We start from the raw sequence: 22,097 nt of genomic DNA on the forward strand, positions 1-22,097 counted from the left end.
CGGGAGACATGACAATGACCGACACACCGGCGCCGCGCGTGGCGCTGATCACCGGCGCGGCCCGCGGCCTCGGCCGGGCGATCGCCGAGGCGCTGGCCGAACAGGGCGTCGCGCTGATGCTCGTCGACATCCTCGCCGACCGGCTCGAACGGACCGCCGGCGAGCTGGGCGCCCGGGGCGCCGATTGCGCGACCTTTGCCACCGACATTGCCGGCAAGGCCCATTGCACGGCCGCCATCGAAGCGACCGTCGCCCGTTTCGGACGCCTCGACATCCTGATCAACGCGGCCGGGCTGATGCGCTTCAACCATGCGCCCGAGGTCCCCGAAGAGGAATTCTGGCGGATCATGCAGGTCAACATGGCGGCACCGTTCTGGTTCGCCCAGGCGGCGCTTCCGCACCTGCTCGCCAGCGAGGGCAATATCGTCAACGTGTTGTCGCAGAGCGCGCTGATCGGCACGCCCTATCTCGTGCCCTATTCGATGTCGAAGGCGGCCCTGCTGCAGCTCACCAAATCGCTCGCGGTCGAGTTCGTCGACAAGCCGGTCCGTATCAACGCCGTCGCGCCCGGCGCGATGCTGACCGAGATCGCCGCCGAAGCCAGCCGCCCCGCCGGCATCGATTACGCCAAGGTGAAGCGCTATTCGGGCGAGCGCCCGCCGGCCGACGTCGCCGAGGTGGCGGCGGTGGTCGCCTTCCTGTCGTCGCCTCTCGCCGGCGCGGTCCATGGCGCGATCTGGACCGCCGACGGTGGCGTGACCGCCGGCTGAGCAGCGAAGCCCGACCGGCAAGACGCGGCCATGGAGAGCAGGATTGGAACGCTTCTTCATCGACATAGCCGAAAGCGCGATCGCCGATCTGCACCGGCGGCTCGACGACACGCGCTGGCCCGACGACTTCGCCAATGCCGATTGGCGATATGGCGCGAGCACCGCTTATGTCCGCGAGCTCGCGGCCTATTGGCGGAACGGATATGACTGGCGCTCGCGCGAGCGGCTGATGAATCGCCATGCACAGTTTCGCACCGATCTGCACGGGGTACCGATCCACTTCATCCATGAACGCGGCAAGGGACCGAAACCCGCACCGCTGATCCTCAGCCATGGCTGGCCCTGGACCTTCTGGGATTATCGCAAGGTCATCGGCCCGCTGACCGATCCTGCCGCGCACGGCGGCGATCCAGCGGACGCGTTCGATGTGATCGTCCCGTCGCTTCCCGGTTTCGGCTTCTCGACCCCGCTCACCGTCCCCGGCATCAACTGGTGGAAGACCGCCGACCTGTGGGTCGAGCTGATGGATCGGCTCGGCTATGCCCGCTTCGCGTGCGCCGGCGGCGACGTCGGCTCGTTCATCTCCGCACAGCTCGGCCACAAATATGCCGACCGGGTGATCGGCGTCCATCTTCATACCCCCGGTACGCTCGAGTTCATGGCCGGCGGCGGATGGAACGAGGCCGATTATGCGCCGGCGGAGGCGCGCTTCGTCGAACGCATGCGCCAAGTCCGGGCGAGCGAGTCCGGCCATTTCGCGATCCAGGCGACCAAGCCGCAATCGCTGGCGATCGGCATGAACGACTCCCCCGCCGGGCTGCTCGCCTGGATCGTCGACAAGCGCCGGAACTGGAGCGACTGCGGCGGCGAGGTCGAACGCCGTTTCACCAAGGACGATCTGCTCGATACGGTCATGCTCTACTGGGTGACCCAGAGCTATCACACATCGGCGCGCTATTATCATGAAGGCGCCCATATCCCCTGGCGGCCGTCGCACCGACGAACCCCGGTCGTCGAGGCGCCCACCGCGCTGGCGATCTTCCCTGCCGAACTGACCTTCGCCCCGCGTCGCGGCGCCGAGCTCTATTATGCCCTCGAGCGCTGGACCGAGATGCCCGCCGGCGGACATTTCGCGCCCGCCGAAGAACCGGAACTGTTCGTGGATGACCTGCGCGCATTTTTTCGGGGCAGGCGCTGAAATTTGGGAGGATAGGCTGACGATCTACGGCCATTTCCATGCAAAACCGCAATATCGGTCGAGCGCGTCATGGCTGTGAACGCGTAGCTGGAGCCGCCACGGAGGAAGGACGATGAAGGCGGCGGTACGACAGCATCAGATTCGCATGCGGCGGGCGCTCGACTATATCGACCGGCATCTCGAAGACGATCTGGATCTGGAGACGGTGAGCGGCGTCGCCGCATTTTCGAAATTTCATTTCCACCGGCAGTTCATCGCGGCCTTCGGGCTGTCGGTGCATCGCTATGTCCAGCTGGCCCGGATGAAGCGCGCTTCGCATCGGCTAGCCTATATCGACGCCCACAGCGTCACCGACATAGCGATGGATGCCGGCTATGACGCGCCCGATGCCTTCGCCCGCGCCTTTCGGCGAAGGTTCGGGCAATCGCCGTCGTCGTTCCGGACGTCGCCCGACTGGGCGCCGTGGCTCGCGGCCTTCGGGCCTCTCGACAATGCGAGGAGCAGATTCATGCAGACGATCTTTACCCATGACGACGTGACGATCCGCGACGTGCCGGCAACGCCGGTGGCGATCATGGAGCATCGCGGCGACCCGGCGACGCTCGGCGCCACCATCCAGCGGTTCATCGCCTGGCGCCGGGCAGCCGGCCTCCATCCCAGCACCAGCCCGACCTTCAATGTCTGGCATTCGGAGCGGCATCCCGCCTCGCCGGCCGATTACGGCATCGATCTTTGCGTCGGCACCGACCGGCCGATCGATGCGACCGATCAGCGGGTCAAGGCCGGCGAGATCCCGGGCGGCCGCTGCGCGGTGCTGCGCGTCGTCGGCAACACCGATAATCTCGAACCCGCCGCGCTCTTCCTCTATCGCGACTGGCTTCCGGCGAGCGGCGAGGAAGCCCGTGACTTCCCGATCTATTGTCAGCGGCTCAGCTTCTTCCCCGAGGTGGCCGAGCATGAGACGGTCGCCGACCTGTTCCTGCCCCTGCGATAACGACGATCGAGGGCGGCCGTTCTTCTATCCTGTCGTGGCGACGGCCGCCCCGGCCGAACGGGTTGCGCCGATCGTCAGCGCCAACCCGAAGACCAGTTCGGTGACGGTGACGAGCAGCGCGGTCGCGCCGTGCATCTGCGCGACGAAGATATCGCCGCAGCCGATCGCGGTGACGATCCCGGCGATCAGCCAGAACCAGCGATTCCCATAGGCCGTGGCGAAGACGCAATAATGCGTGCCCACCGCGACCGCCGCGAGCGGGAATGTCAGCATCGGCTTCGACGGAAGGAACAGCCAGGCGGCGAACAGCCCGCCGATCATCGCGATCGTGCATTCGAGCACCGTCAGGCCGAAAGGGTTGCCGGGGGTCTCATTGTCGCGACGGAACAGGAAACGGCACAGCAGCTTGGTGATGGGGAAGATCAGCATGCCACCGAAGAACAGCGCGGTGAAACCGGCACCGATTCCCTGCTTTTGCTGAACGACCGTGGCCACCAGCCATATCAGCCCGGAGACCATGACGCCGGGGCCACCCCCGACATAGGCGCGTCTCAGATCGCGCTGTGCATCGGAAATCAGCATATCATCCCCCCGGAAGCCCTACGGTCGCTGCGCCGCTCGCGCGGACGACCGCGTGCCACCATGATCGCTCGACGGTGGACCGGCAAGAAACGGCGATGCGATAGAAAATATTTTCGCCGGAGGTGACCCGGCCCGCATCACCGGCGAATAGGAGAGCATGCGCTCCAACCTCATCGCGAAACTCTTTTCGAAGCCGTCGCCGGGCGCGGCACGACATGGCGGCGCACAACCGCCGTTCGCGGCGGGGCCGGACGCATGGGGCGGATTGATGGTCGCCGCCCAGAACGGGCATGGCGGCGCCTATCGCCGCCTGCTGGGCGAGATCTCGACGTGGCTGCAGCATTATTTCCAGCGCCGCCTGCCCCATGGCGACGTCGACGATGCCGTGCAGGAGACATTGCTCGCGGTCCACCGCCGGCGCCACACCTATGACCCGCAATATCCGCTGGGGCCGTGGCTGGCGGCGATCGCAAGGCGCAAATGGATCGACCAGTTGCGCAGCCTCGGACGGCGCCCGACCGAGGCGTTGTCCGACGATCTTTCGGTCGGCGATCATGAGGCGGCGGTGACGAGCGCCTCGGTCCTCGCCAGCCTGCTCGACGAGCTTCGGCCGGCACAGGCGCAGGCGATCATGCTGGTCAAGCTGCAGGGTTACAGCATCGAGGACGCGTCGCACGAGACCGGCCTGTCCATCTCCGCCGTGAAAATGAACATCCATCGCGGGCTCGCCCGCCTGACCGCCTTTATCGAGAAGACCCATGATGTCGAATGACAGCCTGATCCTGAACCTGTCGGCCGGGCTCGCTCCGGTCCGGCGGCGCAGCCTGCTGCGCGAATATGCTCTGCTGCTGACGCTCGGCGCGACCGAACTCGGCCTGCTGCTCGGGCTCGGACTGATGCGGCCCGACATGGCGCGGATGATCGGCTCGCCCTATATGCTGTGGAAGCTGGGCAGCCTGGCGATCCTGGCCATTGTCGGCTGCGCGGTCGCGATCCGCTCCTTTTCGCCGACCGCGCGCCCTCGCCGGGGGCTGACCGCCGCGTCACTCCTCGGCGCCGCGGCGATGATCGGCGGCGCGTTGGTCGTCCCCGATGGCGAAACCGCCCATGGCCTGCTCGATCGGCTGTCACCGGTGCACGGCCTGCTCTGCGCCTTCTCCATCGCTCTATTGTCGATGCCGATGGTGGCGATGCTGGCGGTCCTGATGCGCGGCGCCGCCCCCACCCATCCCGAAGCCAGCGCGCTCGCCGCAGGGCTTGCCGCGGGCACGTGCGGCGCCTTCGTCTTCGCCTTCTGCTGCCCGATCAACGACCCGCTCTATATCGTCGTCTGGTATTCGGCGGGATGCGCCGCGGTGATCGCCGGCGCGCGATGGTTCCTGCCCAGACGCTTCCTCTTATAAGCCATTTGGACCGACCGGGCGGCATCACCCGCCGCCGGCATCGCCGATATCTTCCTCGCCACCCGCTCGCCCCGGATTCCGGGATCGGGCCCGCACGCCTCCATCACCGCAAAGGAAATCGCCATGACCATGTCCATCGAGAGTCCCGCATCGAACCGAAACTGGCTCAAGGCCTATTATTTTCTCCGTTTCGCGGTCTCCGCGGCATGGGTGGCAGCCGCGCTCATGATCGGCAGGAGCGCACCGCCGTTCGCGGCGATCCTGTTCGTCGCCTACCCGGCATGGGACGCGGTCGCGAACTATGTCGACGCCGGTCGCAGCGGCGGCCTCGCCCGCAACCCGAGCCAGGCGCTCAATGTCGTCGTCAGCATCCTCACCGCGATGGCCGTCGGCATCGCGCTCGGCCGCAGCATGAACGCCGTCCTCGCGATATTCGGCGTCTGGGCCGCGCTCGCCGGGTTGTTCCAGCTCGCCACCGGCATAAGGCGCTGGCGTGCTCATGGCGCGCAATGGGCGATGATCCTCAGCGGCGCCCAGTCGATGCTTGCGGGACTCTTCATGATCAAGGGAGCCTATGGACCGGCTCCGGTCGGCATCGCCGACATCGCCCCTTATGCGGCCTTCGGCGCCTTCTATTTCCTCGTCTCGGCGATCTGGCTCACCGTGGGCGACGCCCGGCGCACCACGAACAAGGCCTCGCTGTGAGCAGGCCGCATTTCCCCATGCCGACAGCGTCGGCTAACATATCATGATGCACCGCCTCCTCGTCCCCCTGTCCGCCATATTCCTGCTCGGCGCGACGATGCCCGAGACGCGGTTCGCGGTGTCGCTGCCGACCGGCCTGGACGACGCCGCCGCCGGGCGGCTGCTGATCTTCGCCACCCCCGCGACGCCCGCCAATGCGAAGGCCGATGCGGTCGACCTCGACGAGTCCGGCACGACCGGCCTGTCGATCGCGGCGCGCGACGTCGCCGGATTCGGCACCGGGCGCGCGGTCACGATCGATACGCAGGCAACCGCCTTTCCGACGGGCTTCGGGGCAATGGCCCCAGGCGACTATCGCGTGCAGGCGGTGCTCGATCGTGATGGCGACTATGCCTATGGCGGCCGGGGACCGGGCGATCTCGTCTCGAAGATCATGACCGTCCATTTTCCGCTCGGGTCGGTGCCGTCGATCGCGCTCGACCATGTCGTCCCGGCGGAACCCGACCAGTTCGACGTCGCCGGGCTGCCGCCACGGGCGGCCGAACAGATCGCCGCGTCGCGGCCGCATCTGCACGAGGAGCGCATCGCTTCGGCCGTGCTGACGCGCTTTCGCGGCACCCCGCAAATGGTCGCGGCCTGGGTGCTGACTCCACCGGGCTACGATCCGAAGGCGCGCACCACCTATCCGACCGTCTATACCGCCGGCGCCTTCGGCACGACCCACAAGCTCGAAGGGCAGAGGCTGTCGCAGATCTGGCATCTGATGGAGACCCGCGCGATCCCGCCGATGATCTGGGTCGCGCTCGGCCATGGCACGTCGACCGGTACCACCGAGTTCGCCGACAGCGTCAACAATGGCCCCTGGGGCCAGGCGCTGGTCGGCGAGGTGATCCCCACGATCGAGGCGCGATACCGGATGGACGCGAAACCGTCGGGCCGCTTCCTGACCGGCCACAGCTCGGGCGGCTGGTTCGCTTTATGGGCGATGACACGCTATCCCGCGCTGTTCGGCGGGAGCTGGCCGACCTCGCCCGACCCGGCCGACTTCCACGACTTCATCGGCGTCGATCTCTACGCCCCCGGCGCGAACATGTACCGCGATTCCCATGGCGCGCCGCGCCCGCTCGAACGCGACCATGACAAGGTCGTGACCGGCATCGAACAGGCCGCCAGGCTCGAAACCGTGCTCGGCCATGACGGCGGACAGCTTCGTTCGTTCGACTGGGTGTTCTCGCCACGCCGCGTCGACGGTACCCCCGCCTTCCTGTTCGATCGCGAAACCGGCGCGGTCGATCCCGTGGTGGCGGCCTATTGGCGCGACCATTACGACATCGGCCATCGGATCGAAACCGACTGGCCGCGGCTCAGGCGCGATCTCGACGGCAAGATCCACCTGACGGTCGGAACCGCCGATTCCTATTATCTCGACGGTTCGGCGCGCCGGCTCGAAGCCGCGTTTCGCAAGGTCGGCGGGCGCGCCGACTTCATTTATGTGCCGAACGCGACCCATGCGATGGCGGAGATATATGCCCGAAACGGCGATCGCACCGCGCTGTGGAAGGACATGGCGAACGCGATGTACGCGGTGGCGCGCCCGCCCAAGGGCGGCGCCCGGCGATAGACGCCGCGTGCTGTCAATGCGAGCCGGGCAATTCGTCGCCCGCAAGCGGCGGACGATCCGGCGCGCGGGCGAGGATCGCCAGCGCCGCCGCGGGATTGGCGCCTTGCGCTCGCGTCTGGATTTCGGCCGTCGCGCGCAATTCCCCGACCCGCTCGGCAATCAGCGATGCCAGGAACTGATTGAGCGACGTACCATTTAATTCGGCCAGTGCCCTGGCCTCGGCCATCACATGGTCCGGCAGTCGCAAAGGATAGTTGCTCATCTCATCGTTCCTCGTTCGAGGCGGTTAGGCTCGATCGGCTCAGCCCGATATATAGGCACCCGGCTGGCGCGAAGTCCCGAATTTTTACGGTGACGATCGCATCGGCCACCGCCTGATGAAACCATCCAACACCAATTCCAACTCGGCCTTTAACGCTCGGCTCGCTGTCTGCGATCAGGTCGACAGCCGGCTGATCAAGGCCCGCAACTGCGCGGGCTTCACCGGCTTGGTCAGCACATGGAAACCCTCGCCCTGCATCTGCTCGCGCAGTTCGGGGGTGCGGTCGGCGGTGATCACGATTGCCGGGGTCGAGCAGCCGCCATGACGGCGCAGCGCATGGACGACGTCGCTGCCGGTGACCCCGTCGTCGAGATGATAGTCGGCGATAATCAGATTCGGCGCGCGCCGCTCCTGATGGAGCAGCCGCAGCGCCGCCGCCTCGTCGCCGGCGATCAGCACCCGACATCCCCAGCCGTTGAGCAGGGCGGCCATGCCGTCGAGGATCGACGCCTCATTGTCGATCACCATCACCAGCTTGCCCGCGGTCGGCGCGCCGCGGCTCGGACAGGCCACCGGCGAGGCGAGGTCGTGCGCCACCCCGAGCGGCAAGGTGATGCTGAAGCGCGATCCCTGGCCCGGCGCCGAGGCGAGGTCGAGGCGGTGGCCGAGCATCCGGCTGGCGCGCTGGACGATCGCCAGCCCCAGCCCCATGCCGCGCTCGCGGCCGCTGTCGCCGACCCGGCGGAACTCCTCGAAGATCGCCTGGTGATGCTCGACCGCGATTCCCGGTCCGGTGTCGGTGACCTCGATCCTCAGCTGCCCGTCGCGCGCCGAAGAGGTCACCGTCACCGATCCCGCTTCGGTATAGCGCAGCGCGTTCGAGATCAGATTCTGCAGGATACGGCGCAGCAACCGCGGGTCGCTGCGCGCCGACAGCCCGCTTTCCTCGACCAGCAGCGACAGCCCGCGCTCGCGCGCGAACGGCGCGAATTCGGCCTTCATGCTGCTGAGCAGGTCGGCGATCCGGAAATCGCCGACATCGGGCACGATCGCCCCGGCGTCGAGCTTGGAGATTTCGAGTAGCGCCTCGAGCAGGTCCTCGACCGAATCGAGCGCCGATCCGGTCTGGTGGACCAGCGCCCGGGTCGGCAGTGCCAGCCGCCGGTCGGCGAGCGCCGCGACGAACAGCCGCGCGGCGTTGAGCGGCTGCAGCAGGTCGTGGCTCGCCGCCGCGAGGAAGCGAGTCTTCGAGATATTGGCCTGTTCGGCGACGGTCTTGGCGTCGCGCAGCGCCTCCTCGACCAGCAGGCGCTCGGCGATCTCCTCCTGCAGCTTCACATTGACCGAAGCGATGTCGGCGGTGCGCTCGCCGACCCGGCGTTCGAGCGTCTCGTTCGCCTCGCGCAGCACCTGCGCCGCGCGCAGCGCCTCGGACACGTCGCTGAAGCTCAGCACCATGCCCCCACCCGGCATCGCCGAACGCCGCACCTCGAGCATATGGTCGCCGACCTCGAGCCGACGCACCACCGCGTCGGGCGATCCCTCGCCGAGCCAGCCGGCGATCGTCTCGCCATGGCGGGCGACCAGCGCGCCATGGTCGCCGATCGTCCCCATCACGTCGCTCGGCAGGTCGAGCAGCGCCATCAGCGGATCGTTCCACGCGACCAGCCGGCGCTGGCCGTCATAGACGCACACCCCGTGCGGGATATTGTCGAGGGTCGACTGGAGCATCACGCTCTTTTCGGCGAGTTCGCGGGCGCGCTCGCGGGCGTCTTCGGCCTTGGCCTCGGTGATGTCGGTATAGACCCCGACGATCCCGCCCTCGCTGGTGCGCAGCTCGTTGATCTGGATCCAGCGGCCGTCGGCCAGCGCATGGACATGCCCGCCCGACGCCACCAGATGCTGCGCCATCCGTTCGGACAGCCAGCGATCGGGGGCGATCATCTCGGCGAGCGCGCCGCCGTCGTCGCGGACCATCGCGGTGATCTCGTCGAAGGTCATCCCCGGCAATATGCGATCGGCGACCTGTGGCCACAGGCTCAGATAGGTCTGGTTGCACAGCACCAGCCGGTCCTCGGCATCGAAGATCGCGAAGCCTTCGTTGATGCTCTCGATCGCGTCGCGCAGCCGGCGCTGCGCCTCGTCGGCGGCGTCGCGCGCCACCGACAGCGCGGCGTTGCTGGTCGCCAGCTCGCCGAGCGCCTGTTCGAGGTCGACGGTGCGCTCGCGGACCTTGCCCTCGAGCGCGATCGCGGTCTCGAACAGCGAGAAGGCGTTGCCCTGCAGGTCGGTCGACCGCTCGACCCGGTCCATCAGCGCGGCGTTGATCCGCTTCATCTTCGCCAGCTCGCGTTCGAGCTCGGCGATCCGCACGCTGTCGTCGGCGATCGGGTGCGACCGGCTCGCCATCAGCCGCCGATCGCCAGGCCGCTGAAGGTCTGGTTGACGTGCAGCCCGTGATATTGCTCGCCATAGGTGTTGAAGCCGACGACATGGCGCTCGGCGAACAGGCCGGAGACGATGCGCTTGAGCTGGCGCTGCTCGATCTCGACGCTGTTGAGCACGCAGTCGAAACCGATGATCCGGTCGATCCCGCCGACCGCGGCGTCGAGCCCGTCGAACAGGCCGTGCAGCCCGCCGACGACATCCTCGGCCTCGCCCAGCGTCAGCACCACCCCCTCGTCGATCGCGCAGTAGAAGGTCAGGCTGCCATCGGCATTCGCGCTCTGGATCGACCGCACATAATATTCACCGCCGGCACGCACCATCAGCGGCCGCGAGGCGAAGACGGTGGGCTTGAGGTCGGCGACCAGCACATTGGCGAGCCGGGCATATTCCTCGACCGCCGGCTCGGCGTTGATCTCGGTGACGATCCGGTTGGCCGGGTCGGCGCCGGTGATCACCATCTTGACCGATCCCGGCGCATAATATTGCGACCGGAACACCTTCATCGGCCGCCAGGTCGACAGGATCGCGACCAGCGCGGAATCGCGGTGGAACCGCCCTTCGTGGAAGACGAAGGTCTCGCGAAAGGCAAGGCCGTCACCCGACGATCCGCCGATCAGCGGGATCTCGCCCAGCGCGTCCTGCACGGTGATCGTCAGCATCTCCTCGCGGTGCGACAGCCCGTCGACCAGGAACAGCGCGGCGCGGTGCGGCGACGGGCCGAAACCGTGCGAGGCCTCGGCCGCCTCGGCGACCAGGCTGCGCACCCGGCGCTGCGCCCCACCGGGATCGAAATTATCGAGATCCTCGAACCGGATCGCCTGCAGCGTGAAATCGCTCGCCGGAAACCCGATCGCGGTGATCGTCCCTTCGGCGAAGCCGTCGGGAGTGATCTCGCCCGACGAGGTGCAGCCGACCACCGTCACCCCCTCGCTGCGCCGCCCGATCGCATCGGCGAGCGCGGCGAGATCGTAGCGGCTCGACGCGAAGATCAGCATCCCCGACAGCGTCGGCGGATCGAGTTCGCGAAACAGATGCTGCGCGGCCAGTTCGGGGTCGTCGATCCGCGTCGCAGCCACTCTTATCGGGGCGGTCTGCCTGGCGCGATCCTCTCTGATGATCGTCATGCCGGTCATGATGTCATGCGGCATGACCATCGTCACGCGCGAATAGCCCGTCGCGCCGGCGGCGGATGAACAATGCGATCGCCGCCGTCACCGGAATCACCGCGACCGCGGTCGCCAGTTCGGCGGAAAAGCTGGGGATCGCCTTCGCCGCGCCCTTGGCGAGATAGGCGATCAGCCCGACCGCATAATAGCTGATCGCCAGCACCGACAGGCTTTCGACCAGATGCTGCAGGCGGATCTGCAGCCCGATGCCGCGTTCGACCGAGCGCAGCAGGTCGCGATTCTGCCGCTCGATCCGGGTCTCGATCCGGGTGCGCAGCAGCGCGGTCACTCGCGCCGCGCGGCCGCCGAGGGTTTCGAGCCGCGCCGAGAAATTGGCGCAGGTCCTGACCGCGGGCACCAGCCGGCGGTCGTTGAAGTCGGCGAGGCTCTGATGCCCGGCGATCGGCGCCACCGCGAGCGATGCCAGACGGTCGGCGACGATCGCCGCATAGGCATGGGTCGCGCCCATCCGGAACGCGGTCAGCGCCGAGATATGCGCAAGCTCCGCCGACAGGTCGGACAATCGGTCGAGCAGCGCCTCGTCGTCGCCATCGACCGCGGCGATCGCCTGGGCATGATCGGCGAGCAGGGCCTCGAGCGCGTCGAGCCGGCCGGCATGAAGCTGCGCCATCGGCAGGCCGAGCAAGGCGAGGTTGCGATAATTGCCGAGTTCCTGAAGGCGCTGGACGATCCGGCCGAGATCGGCGGGCGGACAACGATTGGCGGCGATCACGATCCGGCCATAGCCGTCGGGCGACATGCGGAAATCCGACCATATTCGGCATGTTCCGACATGGCAGGTGACGAGATCGCTGCCGTCGAGGCACGCCGCCTCGATCGCCGGCTGGGCGGCCGCCTCGTCGGCGGCGATGCCGATCTCGATCGCGCGCACCACCCGACCCGGCAATCCCTCGACCCACGCCATCGCGGCCTCGTCGGCGGCATCGCCGGCGAGCAGCAGGGTCGCGGTGCTCGCTTCGCTGTGTCGTTCCCACAGCATCGTCGTGCCCGTGCGCGAGACGCCGGCTACATGGCGCTCGCCACCGTCGATCATATCGGCATCGGGCATCGCCGCGACCCGCATGGTCTCGGCGGCGCGGTCGGCGGGATCGACGATGCGGACGATCTGGACGACCCGCGCCGGCGGCTCGATCGCGGGAAAACGCCGCAACAACATCTCCTGCACGACGCGTTCGCGTAAGGGATGGTTGTCGAGCATCGGCGGTCAGGCGCCGCGCGCCGGCGGGCCGGCGGCTTCGAGCCGGGCGGCCTCGTCGTCGCTGAACACCCGGCTGCGGACGATGAAACGGAAACCCTCGGGGCCCTCGAGCGAGAAGCCGGCGCCGCGGCCCGGCACGACGTCGATCGTCACCTGGGTATGCCGCCAATATTCGAACTGCGCCGCGCCGATCCACACCGGGATCGCGGCGCCGACATGACCGAGCAGCACGTCCTGGGTGCCGACATGGAATTCGTCGGCGGGGTAGCACATCGGTGCCGACCCGTCGCAGCAGCCGCCCGACTGGTGGAACATCAGCGGTCCATGCGCGGCGGCGAGGGTCGCCATCAGCGCCTCGGCCGCGGGGGTAGCCAGGACGCGGGCCAGGACGCGGGGTGGCAGCTCCATCACGATCTCCCGGAAGGGGTGCGGCGGACCCGAAGGCCCGCCGCGAGTTTGTGAAGGGCAAGAGAATGAGCCCGTCACATCGGGGAAGTCCGGACGATCAGAAGAAGCCGAGCGCCTTGGGGCTGTAGCTGACTAGCAGATTCTTGGTCTGCTGATAATGGTCGAGCATCATCTTGTGGGTCTCGCGGCCGATCCCCGACTGCTTGTAGCCGCCGAACGCCGCATGCGCCGGATAGGCATGGTAGCAGTTGGTCCACACCCGCCCGGCCTGGATGGCGCGGCCCATGCGATAGGCGCGGGTCCCGTCGCGGGTCCAGACGCCCGCGCCGAGCCCGTAGAGCGTGTCATTGGCGATCGCCAGCGCGTCGGCGTCGTCCTTGAAGCTGGTCGCCGCGACCACCGGGCCGAAGATCTCCTCCTGGAACACGCGCATCTTGTTGTGGCCCTGCAGGATCGTCGGCTGGACATAATAGCCGCCGCCGAGTTCGCCATCGAGCTGGGCGCGGTCGCCGCCGGTCAGCACCTTGGCGCCCTCGCCCCGGCCGATGTCGAAATAGGAGAGGATCTTTTCGAGCTGGTCGTTCGATGCCTGCGCGCCGATCATCGTCGACATGTCGAGCGGGCTGCCGGCGCGGATCGCCTGGACGCGCGCGACGCATTTTTCCATGAATTTGTCGTAGATCGATTCCTGGATCAGCGCGCGGCTCGGGCAGGTGCAGATCTCGCCCTGGTTGAGCGAGAACATGGTGAAGCCCTCGACCGCCTTGTCGAGGAAATCGTCATCCTCGGCCATCACGTCGGCGAAGAAGATGTTCGGCGACTTGCCGCCGAGTTCGAGCGTCACCGGGATCAGATTCTCGGTGGCATATTGCATGATCAGCCGGCCGGTGGTGGTCTCGCCGGTGAAGGCGATCTTGGCGATGCGCTTGTTCTGGGCGAGCGGCTTGCCGGCCTCGATGCCGAAGCCGTTGACGACGTTGAGCACGCCCGGCGGCAGCAGGTCGCCGATGATGTCCATCAGCACCATGATCGACATCGGGGTCTGTTCGGCGGGTTTGAGGACGATGCAGTTGCCGGCGGCGAGCGCGGGCGCCAGCTTCCATACCGCCATCAGGATCGGGAAGTTCCATGGGATGATCTGCCCGACCACGCCCAGCGGCTCGTGATAATGATAGGCGACGGTGTCGTGGTCGATCTCGGACAGCGCGCCTTCCTGGGCGCGGATGCAGCCGGCATAATAGCGAAAATGGTCGATCGCCAGCGGCAGGTCGGCGGCGGTGGTCTCGCGGATCGGCTTGCCGTTGTCGATCGTCTCGACCAGCGCGAGCAGGTCGAGCTTGCTCTCCATCCGGTCGGCGATCCGGTTGAGGATCATCGCGCGCTCGGCCGGCGAGGTGCGGCCCCAGCCGTCCTTCGCCTTGTGCGCGGCATCGAGCGCCAGCTCGATATCCTCGGCCGACGAGCGGGCGATCGTGCACACCGTCTTGCCGGTGATCGGCGAGGGATTGTCGAAATAACGGCCCTGGACCGGCGCAACCCAGTCGCCACCGATGAAATTGTCGTATTTCGAGCGGATGGCGACGCCACCCTTCAACTGCTCGATGGCCTGCTGCAACATCATCCCGTCTCCTTGAAAGCTCTAGACCGGCCTGTTCGGCATCGGCGGTTCGAATCTCCCGCAGACGATGCGCTTCCCGAAAAGGCGCCGCCATTGCACCAAAGGGCAATAGCGATGCGCCGGGCTGCCATGTGATCTGGTCGAAACGAGGTGCGCCGCCGGCCGCCTCGCCTCGTGGGAGATCCTGAATGCGTTATGTTTCGCTATTTGCCCTTGGCCTGCTCGCTGCCTCGCCCGCACTGGCGAAGGACATCACCGTCGAGATGAAGAATATGGGCAAGGACGGGATGATGGTGTTCGAGCCCGCCTTCGTGAAGGCGTCGGTCGGCGACACCGTCCATTTCGTGCCCACCGACAAGAGCCACAATGCCGAGACGATCGAGGGCATGGTCCCCGACGGCGTGGACCACAGCGTCGGCGGCATGAACAAGGAAATGACCCTCAAGATCGACAAGCCCGGCGTCTACGGGGTCAAGTGCAAGCCGCATTATGCGATGGGGATGGTCGCGCTGGTTCAGGCCGGCAAGGCGCCCGCCAACCTCGCCGCCGCCAAGGCCGTCAAGCTGCCCGGCCTCGCCGCCAAGCGGATGGCGCCGTTGCTCGCCCAGGTGAAGTGAGGCGCTGACGTGATGGCGATGCTGCTCGTCACCTATCCGCTGGTCGCCGGCGCCCGCTTCGACGCCGACTATTATGTCGCCACCCATATCCCGCTCGTCCGCGAGAGATGGACCGCGCACGGACTGGTCGAGGCGATGGCGCCGCTGCCCGACCAGGACGCCCCGGCCTTCGCCGCGGTCGCGCTGCTGGCGTTCCGCGACCGCGCCGCGATCGACGCCGCGCTGGCCTCGGCCGAGGCCGGCGACGTGTTCGGCGACCTGCCCAACTTCACCGACATCGCCCCGCAGCCGATGATCGCACGACAGGGCTAGAGCGAGACAACGGGTAATGGGTGCTCACTTCCTCGTCATCCCGGACGTGATCCGGGATCTCACTTCTCTTCGTTCGGCGGAAGAAGGCAGAGAGATTCCGGCGTTCGCCGGAATGACGAAGAGGGGTGGCACATGACCCCCCGCCGCGCACTCACCCTGCGTCAATCACTGCTCGGCGGCGGCCTCGTCCTGCTGCTGTGCCTGGCGATGATGGTGGCGGTGCTCGCGTGGAGCGCCGCCGCCGCCGATCGCTATCTGGTGCGCGCGGGCATGTCGCAGACCCAGCTTACCCTCGTCACCCGGCTCGAAGCCGATGCCAATGCGCTGCTGCTCGAACGCAGCGGCGGCGAACCGATCGATCGCGCGGCGATCGACGCCCATATCGCCGCCTATCTCGCGTCGATCGACAGCGAAAACCGGCTGCACGGCGTCGCGGGCGATCAGGCCGCCGAACGGCACACCGCGCGGCTGCTCACTTCGTCCTTCGCCGCGATAGGCGCAGACGGTAGCACCGAAGACCTGATGCGAATGCGACAGATCGTGCAGTTGATCGCCACCCGCGAGCGCGCAGAAGTCGCCGCGGTGTCCCGCGAAATGAGCCGTTTGCGAACACGGTCGACAGGTGCGGTGCTGCTGGTCGCCATGCTCGTCGCGGCGATCTTCGCCAGCGTCGGATGGGCACTGTGGCGCGCGGAAGCACAGGTGCGGTTGCGCACAACCGAACTCGAAACCAGCAACCGCCGCCTCGCCGAGGTCGACCGCACCCGGCGGCTGTTCTTCTCCAAGGTCAGCCACGAGTTGCGCACCCCAGTGACGGTGATGCGCGGCGAGGCCGATGTCGCCTTGCGCGACGGCCGCGCCGACAACGCCTCGCTGCGCGAGGCGCTCGAACATATCGCCGCCAATGGCGGCTTTCTCCAGCGCCGGCTCGACGATCTGCTCGGGCTCGCGCGGTCGGAGGACGGGCGGATCAGCCTCGCCCCGGCGCCGATCGACCTCGCCGATGTCGTGCGCGCCGCCAGCGACACCGCGCTGCCCTTCGCCCGATCGAGCGACGTCGCGTTGCGGGTCGCCATCGACACCGCATCGGTCCCGATCAGCGGCGATGCCGGCTGGCTCACCCAGTCGCTGCTCGCGATCATCGACAATGCGGTCAAGTTCGCCGGCGCCGAGGGCGATATCGCGATCGTCCTGCGACGGCACGCACACCGCGCCCGGATCGAGATTTCCGACAGCGGCGAAGGCGCGCTGCCCGCCGATCTCAAGCGGCTGTTCGATCCCTATTTCCAGACCGAGGCCGGGCGCCGGCGCGGCGGCACAGGGCTCGGCCTGTCGCTGGCGCGCTGGATCGTCGAGCAGCATGGCGGGGTGATCGCGGCGGCCAACGCCCCCGGCCGCGGGCTCGTCATCTCGATCGAGTTGCCAATCGCAGGCTGGGCGATCGCCGCATGAACATCCTGCTGGTCGAGGACGATCCCGGCATCGGCCGCTTCGTCAGCCGCGGCCTCCAGGCCGAGGGGTTCAGCGTCCAGTGGCTGCGATCGGGGCGGCGGGTCGCCGCAAGCCTCGCCGGCGGGACCTTCGCCGCCGCGATCCTCGACCTCGGCCTGCCCGATATCGACGGCGCCGATCTCTGCCGCGACCTGCGCGCCGACGGCATCGACACGCCGATCTGCATGCTGACCGCGCGGACGACGCTCGAGGACAAGCTCCAGGGCTTCCGCTGCGGCGCCGACGACTATGTCGCCAAGCCGTTCGCCTTTGCCGAGCTGCTGGCGCGGCTCGCGGTGCTGGTCCGGCGCAGCCAGCGCGGCGGCCTGCTGACGGTCGGCAATCTGTCGATCGATCGCCAGGCGCACAGCGTGACGATCGCCGGCGAGCGGGTGACGCTGCGCCCGCGCGAATATGACGTGCTGCTGCTGCTCGCGCAGAAGGTCGGCCAGACGGTCACCCGCGACGAACTGCTCGACCTGGTGTGGGACGGCGCCGAGATCACCGAGAATGTCGTCGACGTCTATATCTCCTATGTCCGCCGCCGCCTCGCCGACCATGCCGGCGCCCCGCAGCTCGAAACCGTGCGGGGTGCCGGCTATCGGCTTCAGCGCCCGAACGACAGCCTCGCCCCGAACCAGACCGCGCGCGGCGCGCCTGGCGCGTAGAAGGTCGACGACAGCAACGGCCGCTCGCCGCCGATCACCGGCGCCGCGAACGGCCGCGCGACGAACGCGCTGCCATCGGCGTTGAAGCCGGTCGCGGCGAGTTGGGCGGCGTTGCTGTAGCTGCGGTCGAGGACATTGTTGACCTGGACATAGAGGGTCAGCGCCGGGGTCGGCCGCCATTCGGTGCCGACATTGACCACCGCGAAGCCCGCGGTCTTGCCCTTGCCGAGATAATAGACCCCGTCGGGCTGGTGCTGGTTGTTCTCGTTGCCGCGCGCATAGACCCCCGACTGGGCGATCATGTCGGCGCTGACCGACCAGCGCGGCAGCAGGTCGATCGCCGCGCTCGCCTTGAAGATATGCCGCGGGATCAGCGGGATGCGGTTGCCGGGTTCGATGTCGATATCGCCCTCGAAGCCGGGTGCCGGCCCGTCGTTGCTGCTGTTGCCCGCACCGCCGACGGTCTCGGCGCTGCGATAGGTCGCGTCGAGGAAGGTATAATGCGCCGACAGATGGACGGTCCTGGTACCGCCCTCGATCCCAGCCTCGATCCCCTGGCGGCGGGTCTTGCCGAAATTGCGGAAATAGCCGAACCCGGCCTGATCGTCGGCGACGAACAATATGTCGCGATGATTGTCGGCGCGGAAGGCGCCGAGGCTCCAATGGACTGCGCCCGACATCAAGACCCCGCGCAGGCCGGCCTCGATCGTGCGGGTGACCACCTGTTTGAGCGGCGGGTCGCCGGCAAAGGCGTTGGGCAGCCGGCACGGATTGGCGGGATCTGCGCAGCCGATCTCGATCGCCGAGGGCGCGCGGCTGGTCTGGCCATAGCCCGCCCAGATGCCGAACGCGCTGCCCGGCGCATAGGCGATCCGCACCGCCGGGTTGAAGCGCTGATAGCTGTCGTCGGCATCGAGCGACCCGGCGCCGCCGCCCGGGGTGATCCCGTCGCGGTTGTGGATGGTGGTGCGGTCGAAGCGGCCCGAGGCGGTGAGTTGCAGCCGATCGGTCAGCGACAGCGTGTCGGTCGCATAGACGCCCCACGACCGGGTGCGGCCGGTGAGATCGACCCGCGCGTCGAAGGCATTTTCCGAATCCTGCGATCCGTCGGCGAAGGCGCCGGGGCCGGTCACCCCAACGACCCCGCGGTCGGCGGTGAGATAGCCGAACTGCGCCGACTGGATGAAATGCGCGCGGTCGCTCTCCCAGGAGGCGCCCGCGACGAACCTGTTCGCAAGGCCGATCAGCGGCGCGGTGACGGTCAGCTCGGCCGAGGCCCCGGCATCGTGCTGGCGGGTCCCGGTGCGGTTGATCAGCCCGTCGCACTTCTCGTTGGGTTCGCTGTTCAGCAGCGCGTTGGCGATGCAGCGGAAGCGCGGGAACGGCGTATTGGCCTGGGTCTCGCCGCTGGTCGGAAAGCCGGTGACGCCCGCGGCGGTCAGCGCGGCGCGCTCGGCCGCGCTCGGCTGGTAGAGATTCTCGCCCAGCGCATCGTCGTTGATGTCGCCATTATAGGTGCGGGTGCGGATATGGCGATAATGGGCGTTGGCCGACAGCCGCACCGTGTCGGACAGGTCGTGCCGCGCGAGCGAGGTGAAGCCGAAGGCGCGGTTCTGCGTGTTGTCGGGCTGGGTATAGACGCTCGCCCGGTCGTTCGCGAGCAGCCGCGCTTCCTGCAGGCCGTTGCCGTTGAGATCGGTGTCGGCGAAGCTGCCGCTCAGCGAGATGTGGGTGACCGCATCGGACCAGCCGAGCTTGCCGAACGCCTGGGTCGCCTTCGATTTCGACACGTCGCGCCAGCCGTCCTCGGCGAAATGATTGGCGGTCAGGTACCAGTCGAGCCCGTTCATGGCTGCCCCGCCGGTCTGGCCGGCGACCCGTCGCCGGTCGTGCGAGCCATAATTGGCCTCGACCGTCGTCCCCGGATCGCTGTGCCCGTCCTTGGTGCGCAGCGACAGCGCCCCGCCCAGGCTGTTGCGCCCGAACGCCGGGTTCGATCCCTCGACCAGGGTCAGCGACGCGATCGCGTCGCGCGGGATCAGGTCCCAGCTGACGACGTCGCCGAACGGCTGATTGGCGCGCACTCCGTCGACATAGACCGACAGACCCTGCGGGGTGCCGAGCAGCGGCGAGGCGGTATAGCCGCGATAGTTGATGTCGGGCTGCAGCGGGTTGTTCTGCACGTCGTTGACGAAGACGCTGCCCAGCGTGCGGTTGAGGTAATCGGTCAGCCCCAGGGCATGGCTCGCGGCGATATCCGAAGCGGTCGCGGTCGCGCCGGCGTGCCCCTCCGCCAGCGGCGTCGGCGCGGTGACGACGATGATATCGGACGCCGCCTCTTCGGCCGCCTCGGCGGCGCCATGCGCGCACAGCATCGCCCCCAGCAGCGTGATCGCTCCCTGCCTGTTCCCCATCATATCCACCGATCCTCCCTGTTCTGGTTTGATCCGGAGATATCATCGGGACTGCGATGCATCCTGAGACCGCTCTCAGAATGCGTCGTCCTTTGGTACTAGCGACGCCGCGCGCGATATCGGGCTATCGGAGGACAGCTCCGGTCCTGCGCGGAGTGGAGGGGACGACAGACGTGATGCGAGGCTCCAGCTTCCTGCTGCTAGCGGCGGCGCTGATCCCGGGCGTCGCCCGGGCCGAAGCGGCCGGCGACGGCGGCGACATCGGCGGTGACGGCGAGATCGTCGTGCTCGGCCAGGGGCTGGAGGCGACCCCCGGCACCCCGGCCTATGGGTCGGTGCTGATCGATCATGACCGGATCGCGACCAATGCGTCGGGCCGGATCGAGAATATCCTGTCGGACGTCGCGGGCTTCCAGCAGTTCCGCCGGTCGGACAGCCGGTCGGCCAACCCGTCGGCGCAGGGTGCGACCCTGCGCGCGCTGGGCGGCAACGCGTCGAGCCGGACGCTGGTGCTGCTCGACGGCGTGCCGATGGCCGATCCGTTTTTCGGCTATATCCCGTTCAGCGCGCTGATCCCCGAACGGCTCGGCCAGATCCGGGTGACGCGCGGCGGCGGCAGCGGCGCCTTCGGTGCCGGCGCGGTCGCGGGAACGATCGAGCTGACCAGCGCCGGGCGCGACGCACTGCCGGTCTTCGCGGGCAGCGCCGCTTATGGCAGCAACGACGCGACCGAACTGAGCGCGAGCCTGTCGCCCGATCTCGGTGCGGGCTTCGTGTCGCTGTCGGGGCGCTGGGACCGCGGCGACGGCTTCCAGACCACCCCGCGCGCCCAGCGCGTCGCCGCCACCGTGCCGGCGGCCTATGACAGCTGGTCGCTCGGCGCGCGTGCGGTCGCGCCGATCTTCGATAACGCCGAACTGCAGGTGCGCGGGCTCGCCTTCCACGATAGGCGCACGCTGCGTTTCGCCGGCGCCGACAGCATGAGCGAGGGGCAGGATGCCAGCGTCCGCCTGGTGTCGCGTGGGCCCTGGCAGGTCGACGCGCTCGCCTATCTGCAGCTGCGCAACTTCTCGAACGTCGTGATCAGCTCGACGACCTTCCGCCGCTCGCTCGACCAGCGCAACACGCCGTCGACCGGGATCGGCGGCAAGATCGAGCTGCGCCCGCCGATCGGCGACGCGCATGTCCTGCGGATCGGCAGCGACGCGCGGCGATCGTCGGGGACGATGTTCGAGGATGCCTATAATGCCGCTACCGGGGCGCTCACCGCGCGCCGCCGGGCGGGCGGCGAGCAGACCACCACCGGGCTGTTCGCCGAGGACGACTGGACGCTGGGCGCGCTGGTGCTGACCGGCGGCATCCGTGCCGATCGCTGGAGCATCGACAAGGGCTATTTCCGGTCGCAGAACGCCGCGGGCGCCGCGACCGGCAACAGCAGCTTCGCCGATCGCCACGACTGGGAATTTTCGGCCCGCGCCGGCGCGCTCTACCATCTGTCGGACGCGGTCGCGCTGCGCGGCGCGGGCTATAGCGGCTTCCGCCTGCCGACCCTCAACGAACTCTACCGCCCGTTCACGGTGGTGCCGATCACCACCCAGGCAAATGCCGCGCTCGCCCCCGAAAAGCTGAAGGGCGCCGAAGCCGGGATCGATCTCCACCCCACCGCCGGGGCGACGCTGGGGGTCACCGCCTTCTACAACCGGCTCGACCATGCGATCGCCAATGTCACGATCGGCACCAATGTGCGGCAGCGGCAGAATGTGAAGGCGATCGTCGCCAAGGGCATCGAGCTGACCGCCGCGGTCCATCTCGGCGAGATCGGCCTGTCGGGTTCCTATGCCTATAGCCATAGCAGCGTCGACGCGCCGGGCTTCGCCTTCGATGGCTTCACCCCCGCGCAGACCCCGCGCCACGCCGCCAGCGCGACGATCGGCTGGACGAAACCCGCCGGCCCGACGCTGTCGGCCACGCTCCATTATGTCTCGGGCCAATATGAAGACGATCTGCAGACCGACGTGCTGCGCCATGCGCTCACCGTCGACGGCTTCGCCCAGCTGCCGCTCGGCCATGGGCTGAGCCTGACCGCGCGCGTCGAAAATCTGTTCGATGCCACCGTCGTCACCCGCAATGCGGGCGGATCGATGGACCTCGGCACGCCGCGCACCTTGTGGGTCGGCTTTCGCTTCGCGCATTGAAGAAGG

General features: G+C 68.0%; 20 protein-coding genes. 12 read left to right on the top strand and 8 right to left on the bottom strand.

Features of this window, described 5'->3' with window-relative positions; translation table 11 throughout:
* Positions 1 to 14 precede the first annotated feature (14 nt).
* The 3 genes from AC1RM6_RS19315 (at position 15) to AC1RM6_RS19325 (ending at position 2,962) form a co-directional block, all read left to right on the top strand.
* Positions 15 to 770 (top strand): SDR family NAD(P)-dependent oxidoreductase, encoded by a 756-nt coding sequence (locus tag AC1RM6_RS19315; RefSeq protein WP_493104192.1) that lies wholly within the window; start codon positions 15 to 17, stop codon positions 768 to 770.
* A gap of 43 nt (positions 771 to 813) precedes the next feature.
* The gene (locus AC1RM6_RS19320; RefSeq protein ID WP_493104194.1) at positions 814 to 1,968 is read left to right on the top strand and encodes an epoxide hydrolase family protein; all 1,155 of its coding nucleotides are present in this window, start codon (positions 814 to 816) and stop codon (positions 1,966 to 1,968) included.
* A 145-nt stretch (positions 1,969 to 2,113) separates the two neighbouring features.
* Positions 2,114 to 2,962, top strand: a complete 849-nt coding sequence (locus tag AC1RM6_RS19325; protein WP_493104196.1) for an AraC family transcriptional regulator — start codon at positions 2,114 to 2,116, stop codon at positions 2,960 to 2,962.
* A gap of 24 nt (positions 2,963 to 2,986) precedes the next feature.
* On the opposite strand, the gene AC1RM6_RS19330 is transcribed toward AC1RM6_RS19325, so the two are convergent.
* Positions 2,987 to 3,544 (bottom strand): DUF7010 family protein, encoded by a 558-nt coding sequence (locus tag AC1RM6_RS19330; RefSeq protein ID WP_493104198.1) that lies wholly within the window; start codon positions 3,542 to 3,544, stop codon positions 2,987 to 2,989.
* Between the two features lie 268 nt (positions 3,545 to 3,812).
* Between AC1RM6_RS19330 and AC1RM6_RS19335 the strand changes: the two genes are divergently transcribed.
* The 4 genes from AC1RM6_RS19335 to AC1RM6_RS19350 all read left to right on the top strand — a co-directional run bounded on the left by AC1RM6_RS19335 (position 3,813) and on the right by AC1RM6_RS19350 (position 7,273).
* The gene (locus AC1RM6_RS19335) at positions 3,813 to 4,316 is read left to right on the top strand and encodes a sigma-70 family RNA polymerase sigma factor (RefSeq protein ID WP_493104590.1); all 504 of its coding nucleotides are present in this window, start codon (positions 3,813 to 3,815) and stop codon (positions 4,314 to 4,316) included.
* Positions 4,306 to 4,947 (top strand): NrsF family protein, encoded by a 642-nt coding sequence (locus AC1RM6_RS19340; RefSeq protein WP_493104200.1) that lies wholly within the window; start codon positions 4,306 to 4,308, stop codon positions 4,945 to 4,947. The genes AC1RM6_RS19335 and AC1RM6_RS19340 overlap by 11 nt, the downstream gene beginning before the upstream one ends.
* Positions 4,948 to 5,070: 123 nt before the next feature.
* On the top strand, positions 5,071 to 5,652 hold the full coding sequence (locus AC1RM6_RS19345) for a DUF308 domain-containing protein (RefSeq protein ID WP_493104202.1): 582 nt from the start codon (positions 5,071 to 5,073) through the stop codon (positions 5,650 to 5,652).
* Between the two features lie 43 nt (positions 5,653 to 5,695).
* Positions 5,696 to 7,273 (top strand): alpha/beta hydrolase-fold protein, encoded by a 1,578-nt coding sequence (locus AC1RM6_RS19350; protein WP_493104203.1) that lies wholly within the window; start codon positions 5,696 to 5,698, stop codon positions 7,271 to 7,273.
* A 13-nt stretch (positions 7,274 to 7,286) separates the two neighbouring features.
* Here the strand turns inward: AC1RM6_RS19350 and AC1RM6_RS19355 are convergent, their stop codons facing one another.
* From AC1RM6_RS19355 to adh, 6 genes are all read right to left on the bottom strand, one after another.
* Positions 7,287 to 7,535: a pilus assembly protein HicB gene (locus tag AC1RM6_RS19355; RefSeq protein WP_493104205.1), complete on the bottom strand. Its 249-nt coding sequence runs from the start codon at positions 7,533 to 7,535 to the stop codon at positions 7,287 to 7,289.
* Between the two features lie 174 nt (positions 7,536 to 7,709).
* Complete coding sequence (locus AC1RM6_RS19360) at positions 7,710 to 9,944, bottom strand: hybrid sensor histidine kinase/response regulator (protein ID WP_493104207.1); 2,235 nt, start codon at positions 9,942 to 9,944, stop codon at positions 7,710 to 7,712.
* On the bottom strand, positions 9,944 to 11,107 hold the full coding sequence (locus tag AC1RM6_RS19365; RefSeq protein ID WP_493104209.1) for an FIST N-terminal domain-containing protein: 1,164 nt from the start codon (positions 11,105 to 11,107) through the stop codon (positions 9,944 to 9,946). Before AC1RM6_RS19365 ends, AC1RM6_RS19360 begins: the two co-directional genes overlap by 1 nt.
* 13 nt (positions 11,108 to 11,120) lie before the next feature.
* On the bottom strand, positions 11,121 to 12,368 hold the full coding sequence (locus AC1RM6_RS19370) for a DUF3422 family protein (RefSeq protein WP_493104211.1): 1,248 nt from the start codon (positions 12,366 to 12,368) through the stop codon (positions 11,121 to 11,123).
* Between the two features lie 6 nt (positions 12,369 to 12,374).
* Complete coding sequence (locus tag AC1RM6_RS19375; protein WP_493104213.1) at positions 12,375 to 12,776, bottom strand: DUF779 domain-containing protein; 402 nt, start codon at positions 12,774 to 12,776, stop codon at positions 12,375 to 12,377.
* Positions 12,777 to 12,873: 97 nt separating this feature from the next.
* Complete coding sequence (gene adh / locus AC1RM6_RS19380; protein ID WP_493104215.1) at positions 12,874 to 14,394, bottom strand: aldehyde dehydrogenase; 1,521 nt, start codon at positions 14,392 to 14,394, stop codon at positions 12,874 to 12,876.
* A gap of 188 nt (positions 14,395 to 14,582) precedes the next feature.
* Here adh and AC1RM6_RS19385 point away from each other — a divergent pair, with 188 nt between their 5' ends.
* The 4 genes from AC1RM6_RS19385 (at position 14,583) to AC1RM6_RS19400 (ending at position 17,482) form a co-directional block, all read left to right on the top strand.
* Positions 14,583 to 15,011, top strand: coding sequence for a pseudoazurin (locus AC1RM6_RS19385; protein WP_493104217.1), 429 nt, complete (start codon positions 14,583 to 14,585; stop codon positions 15,009 to 15,011).
* Between the two features lie 12 nt (positions 15,012 to 15,023).
* Positions 15,024 to 15,323, top strand: coding sequence for an EthD family reductase (locus AC1RM6_RS19390; protein WP_493104219.1), 300 nt, complete (start codon positions 15,024 to 15,026; stop codon positions 15,321 to 15,323).
* A gap of 132 nt (positions 15,324 to 15,455) precedes the next feature.
* Complete coding sequence (locus AC1RM6_RS19395) at positions 15,456 to 16,775, top strand: sensor histidine kinase (protein WP_493104221.1); 1,320 nt, start codon at positions 15,456 to 15,458, stop codon at positions 16,773 to 16,775.
* Positions 16,772 to 17,482, top strand: coding sequence for a response regulator transcription factor (locus AC1RM6_RS19400; protein WP_493104223.1), 711 nt, complete (start codon positions 16,772 to 16,774; stop codon positions 17,480 to 17,482). The genes AC1RM6_RS19395 and AC1RM6_RS19400 overlap by 4 nt, the downstream gene beginning before the upstream one ends.
* On the opposite strand, the gene AC1RM6_RS19405 is transcribed toward AC1RM6_RS19400, so the two are convergent.
* The gene (locus tag AC1RM6_RS19405) at positions 17,422 to 19,899 is read right to left on the bottom strand and encodes a TonB-dependent receptor (protein ID WP_493104225.1); all 2,478 of its coding nucleotides are present in this window, start codon (positions 19,897 to 19,899) and stop codon (positions 17,422 to 17,424) included. The two genes, AC1RM6_RS19400 and AC1RM6_RS19405, sit on opposite strands and share 61 nt — an antisense overlap.
* A 173-nt stretch (positions 19,900 to 20,072) precedes the next feature.
* On the opposite strand from AC1RM6_RS19405, the gene AC1RM6_RS19410 reads away from it, so the two are divergent.
* Entirely contained in the window at positions 20,073 to 22,091 is a 2,019-nt protein-coding gene (locus AC1RM6_RS19410; RefSeq protein WP_493104591.1) for a TonB-dependent receptor plug domain-containing protein, read from the top strand.
* Positions 22,092 to 22,097: the final 6 nt, after the last annotated feature.

This window comes from Rhizorhabdus sp. GW822-FHT03C02, assembly GCF_058801765.1.

What these genes read in the sequence shown, in the direction of transcription:
- AC1RM6_RS19315 (WP_493104192.1), top strand. Translation starts at nt 15, where the DNA reads ATGACCGACACACCGGCGCCGCGCGTGGCGCTGATCACCGGCGCGGCC.
- AC1RM6_RS19325 (WP_493104196.1), top strand. Translation starts at nt 2,114, where the DNA reads ATGCGGCGGGCGCTCGACTATATCGACCGGCATCTCGAAGACGATCTG.
- AC1RM6_RS19330 (WP_493104198.1), bottom strand. Translation starts at nt 3,544, where the DNA reads ATGCTGATTTCCGATGCACAGCGCGATCTGAGACGCGCCTATGTCGGG.
- AC1RM6_RS19335 (WP_493104590.1), top strand. Translation starts at nt 3,813, where the DNA reads ATGGTCGCCGCCCAGAACGGGCATGGCGGCGCCTATCGCCGCCTGCTG.
- AC1RM6_RS19340 (WP_493104200.1), top strand. Translation starts at nt 4,306, where the DNA reads ATGTCGAATGACAGCCTGATCCTGAACCTGTCGGCCGGGCTCGCTCCG.
- AC1RM6_RS19345 (WP_493104202.1), top strand. Translation starts at nt 5,071, where the DNA reads ATGACCATGTCCATCGAGAGTCCCGCATCGAACCGAAACTGGCTCAAG.
- AC1RM6_RS19350 (WP_493104203.1), top strand. Translation starts at nt 5,696, where the DNA reads ATGATGCACCGCCTCCTCGTCCCCCTGTCCGCCATATTCCTGCTCGGC.
- AC1RM6_RS19355 (WP_493104205.1), bottom strand. Translation starts at nt 7,535, where the DNA reads ATGAGCAACTATCCTTTGCGACTGCCGGACCATGTGATGGCCGAGGCC.
- AC1RM6_RS19360 (WP_493104207.1), bottom strand. Translation starts at nt 9,944, where the DNA reads ATGGCGAGCCGGTCGCACCCGATCGCCGACGACAGCGTGCGGATCGCC.
- AC1RM6_RS19365 (WP_493104209.1), bottom strand. Translation starts at nt 11,107, where the DNA reads ATGACGATCATCAGAGAGGATCGCGCCAGGCAGACCGCCCCGATAAGA.
- AC1RM6_RS19370 (WP_493104211.1), bottom strand. Translation starts at nt 12,368, where the DNA reads ATGCTCGACAACCATCCCTTACGCGAACGCGTCGTGCAGGAGATGTTG.
- AC1RM6_RS19375 (WP_493104213.1), bottom strand. Translation starts at nt 12,776, where the DNA reads ATGGAGCTGCCACCCCGCGTCCTGGCCCGCGTCCTGGCTACCCCCGCG.
- adh (WP_493104215.1), bottom strand. Translation starts at nt 14,394, where the DNA reads ATGTTGCAGCAGGCCATCGAGCAGTTGAAGGGTGGCGTCGCCATCCGC.
- AC1RM6_RS19385 (WP_493104217.1), top strand. Translation starts at nt 14,583, where the DNA reads ATGCGTTATGTTTCGCTATTTGCCCTTGGCCTGCTCGCTGCCTCGCCC.
- AC1RM6_RS19390 (WP_493104219.1), top strand. Translation starts at nt 15,024, where the DNA reads ATGGCGATGCTGCTCGTCACCTATCCGCTGGTCGCCGGCGCCCGCTTC.
- AC1RM6_RS19395 (WP_493104221.1), top strand. Translation starts at nt 15,456, where the DNA reads ATGACCCCCCGCCGCGCACTCACCCTGCGTCAATCACTGCTCGGCGGC.
- AC1RM6_RS19400 (WP_493104223.1), top strand. Translation starts at nt 16,772, where the DNA reads ATGAACATCCTGCTGGTCGAGGACGATCCCGGCATCGGCCGCTTCGTC.
- AC1RM6_RS19405 (WP_493104225.1), bottom strand. Translation starts at nt 19,899, where the DNA reads ATGATGGGGAACAGGCAGGGAGCGATCACGCTGCTGGGGGCGATGCTG.
- AC1RM6_RS19410 (WP_493104591.1), top strand. Translation starts at nt 20,073, where the DNA reads ATGCGAGGCTCCAGCTTCCTGCTGCTAGCGGCGGCGCTGATCCCGGGC.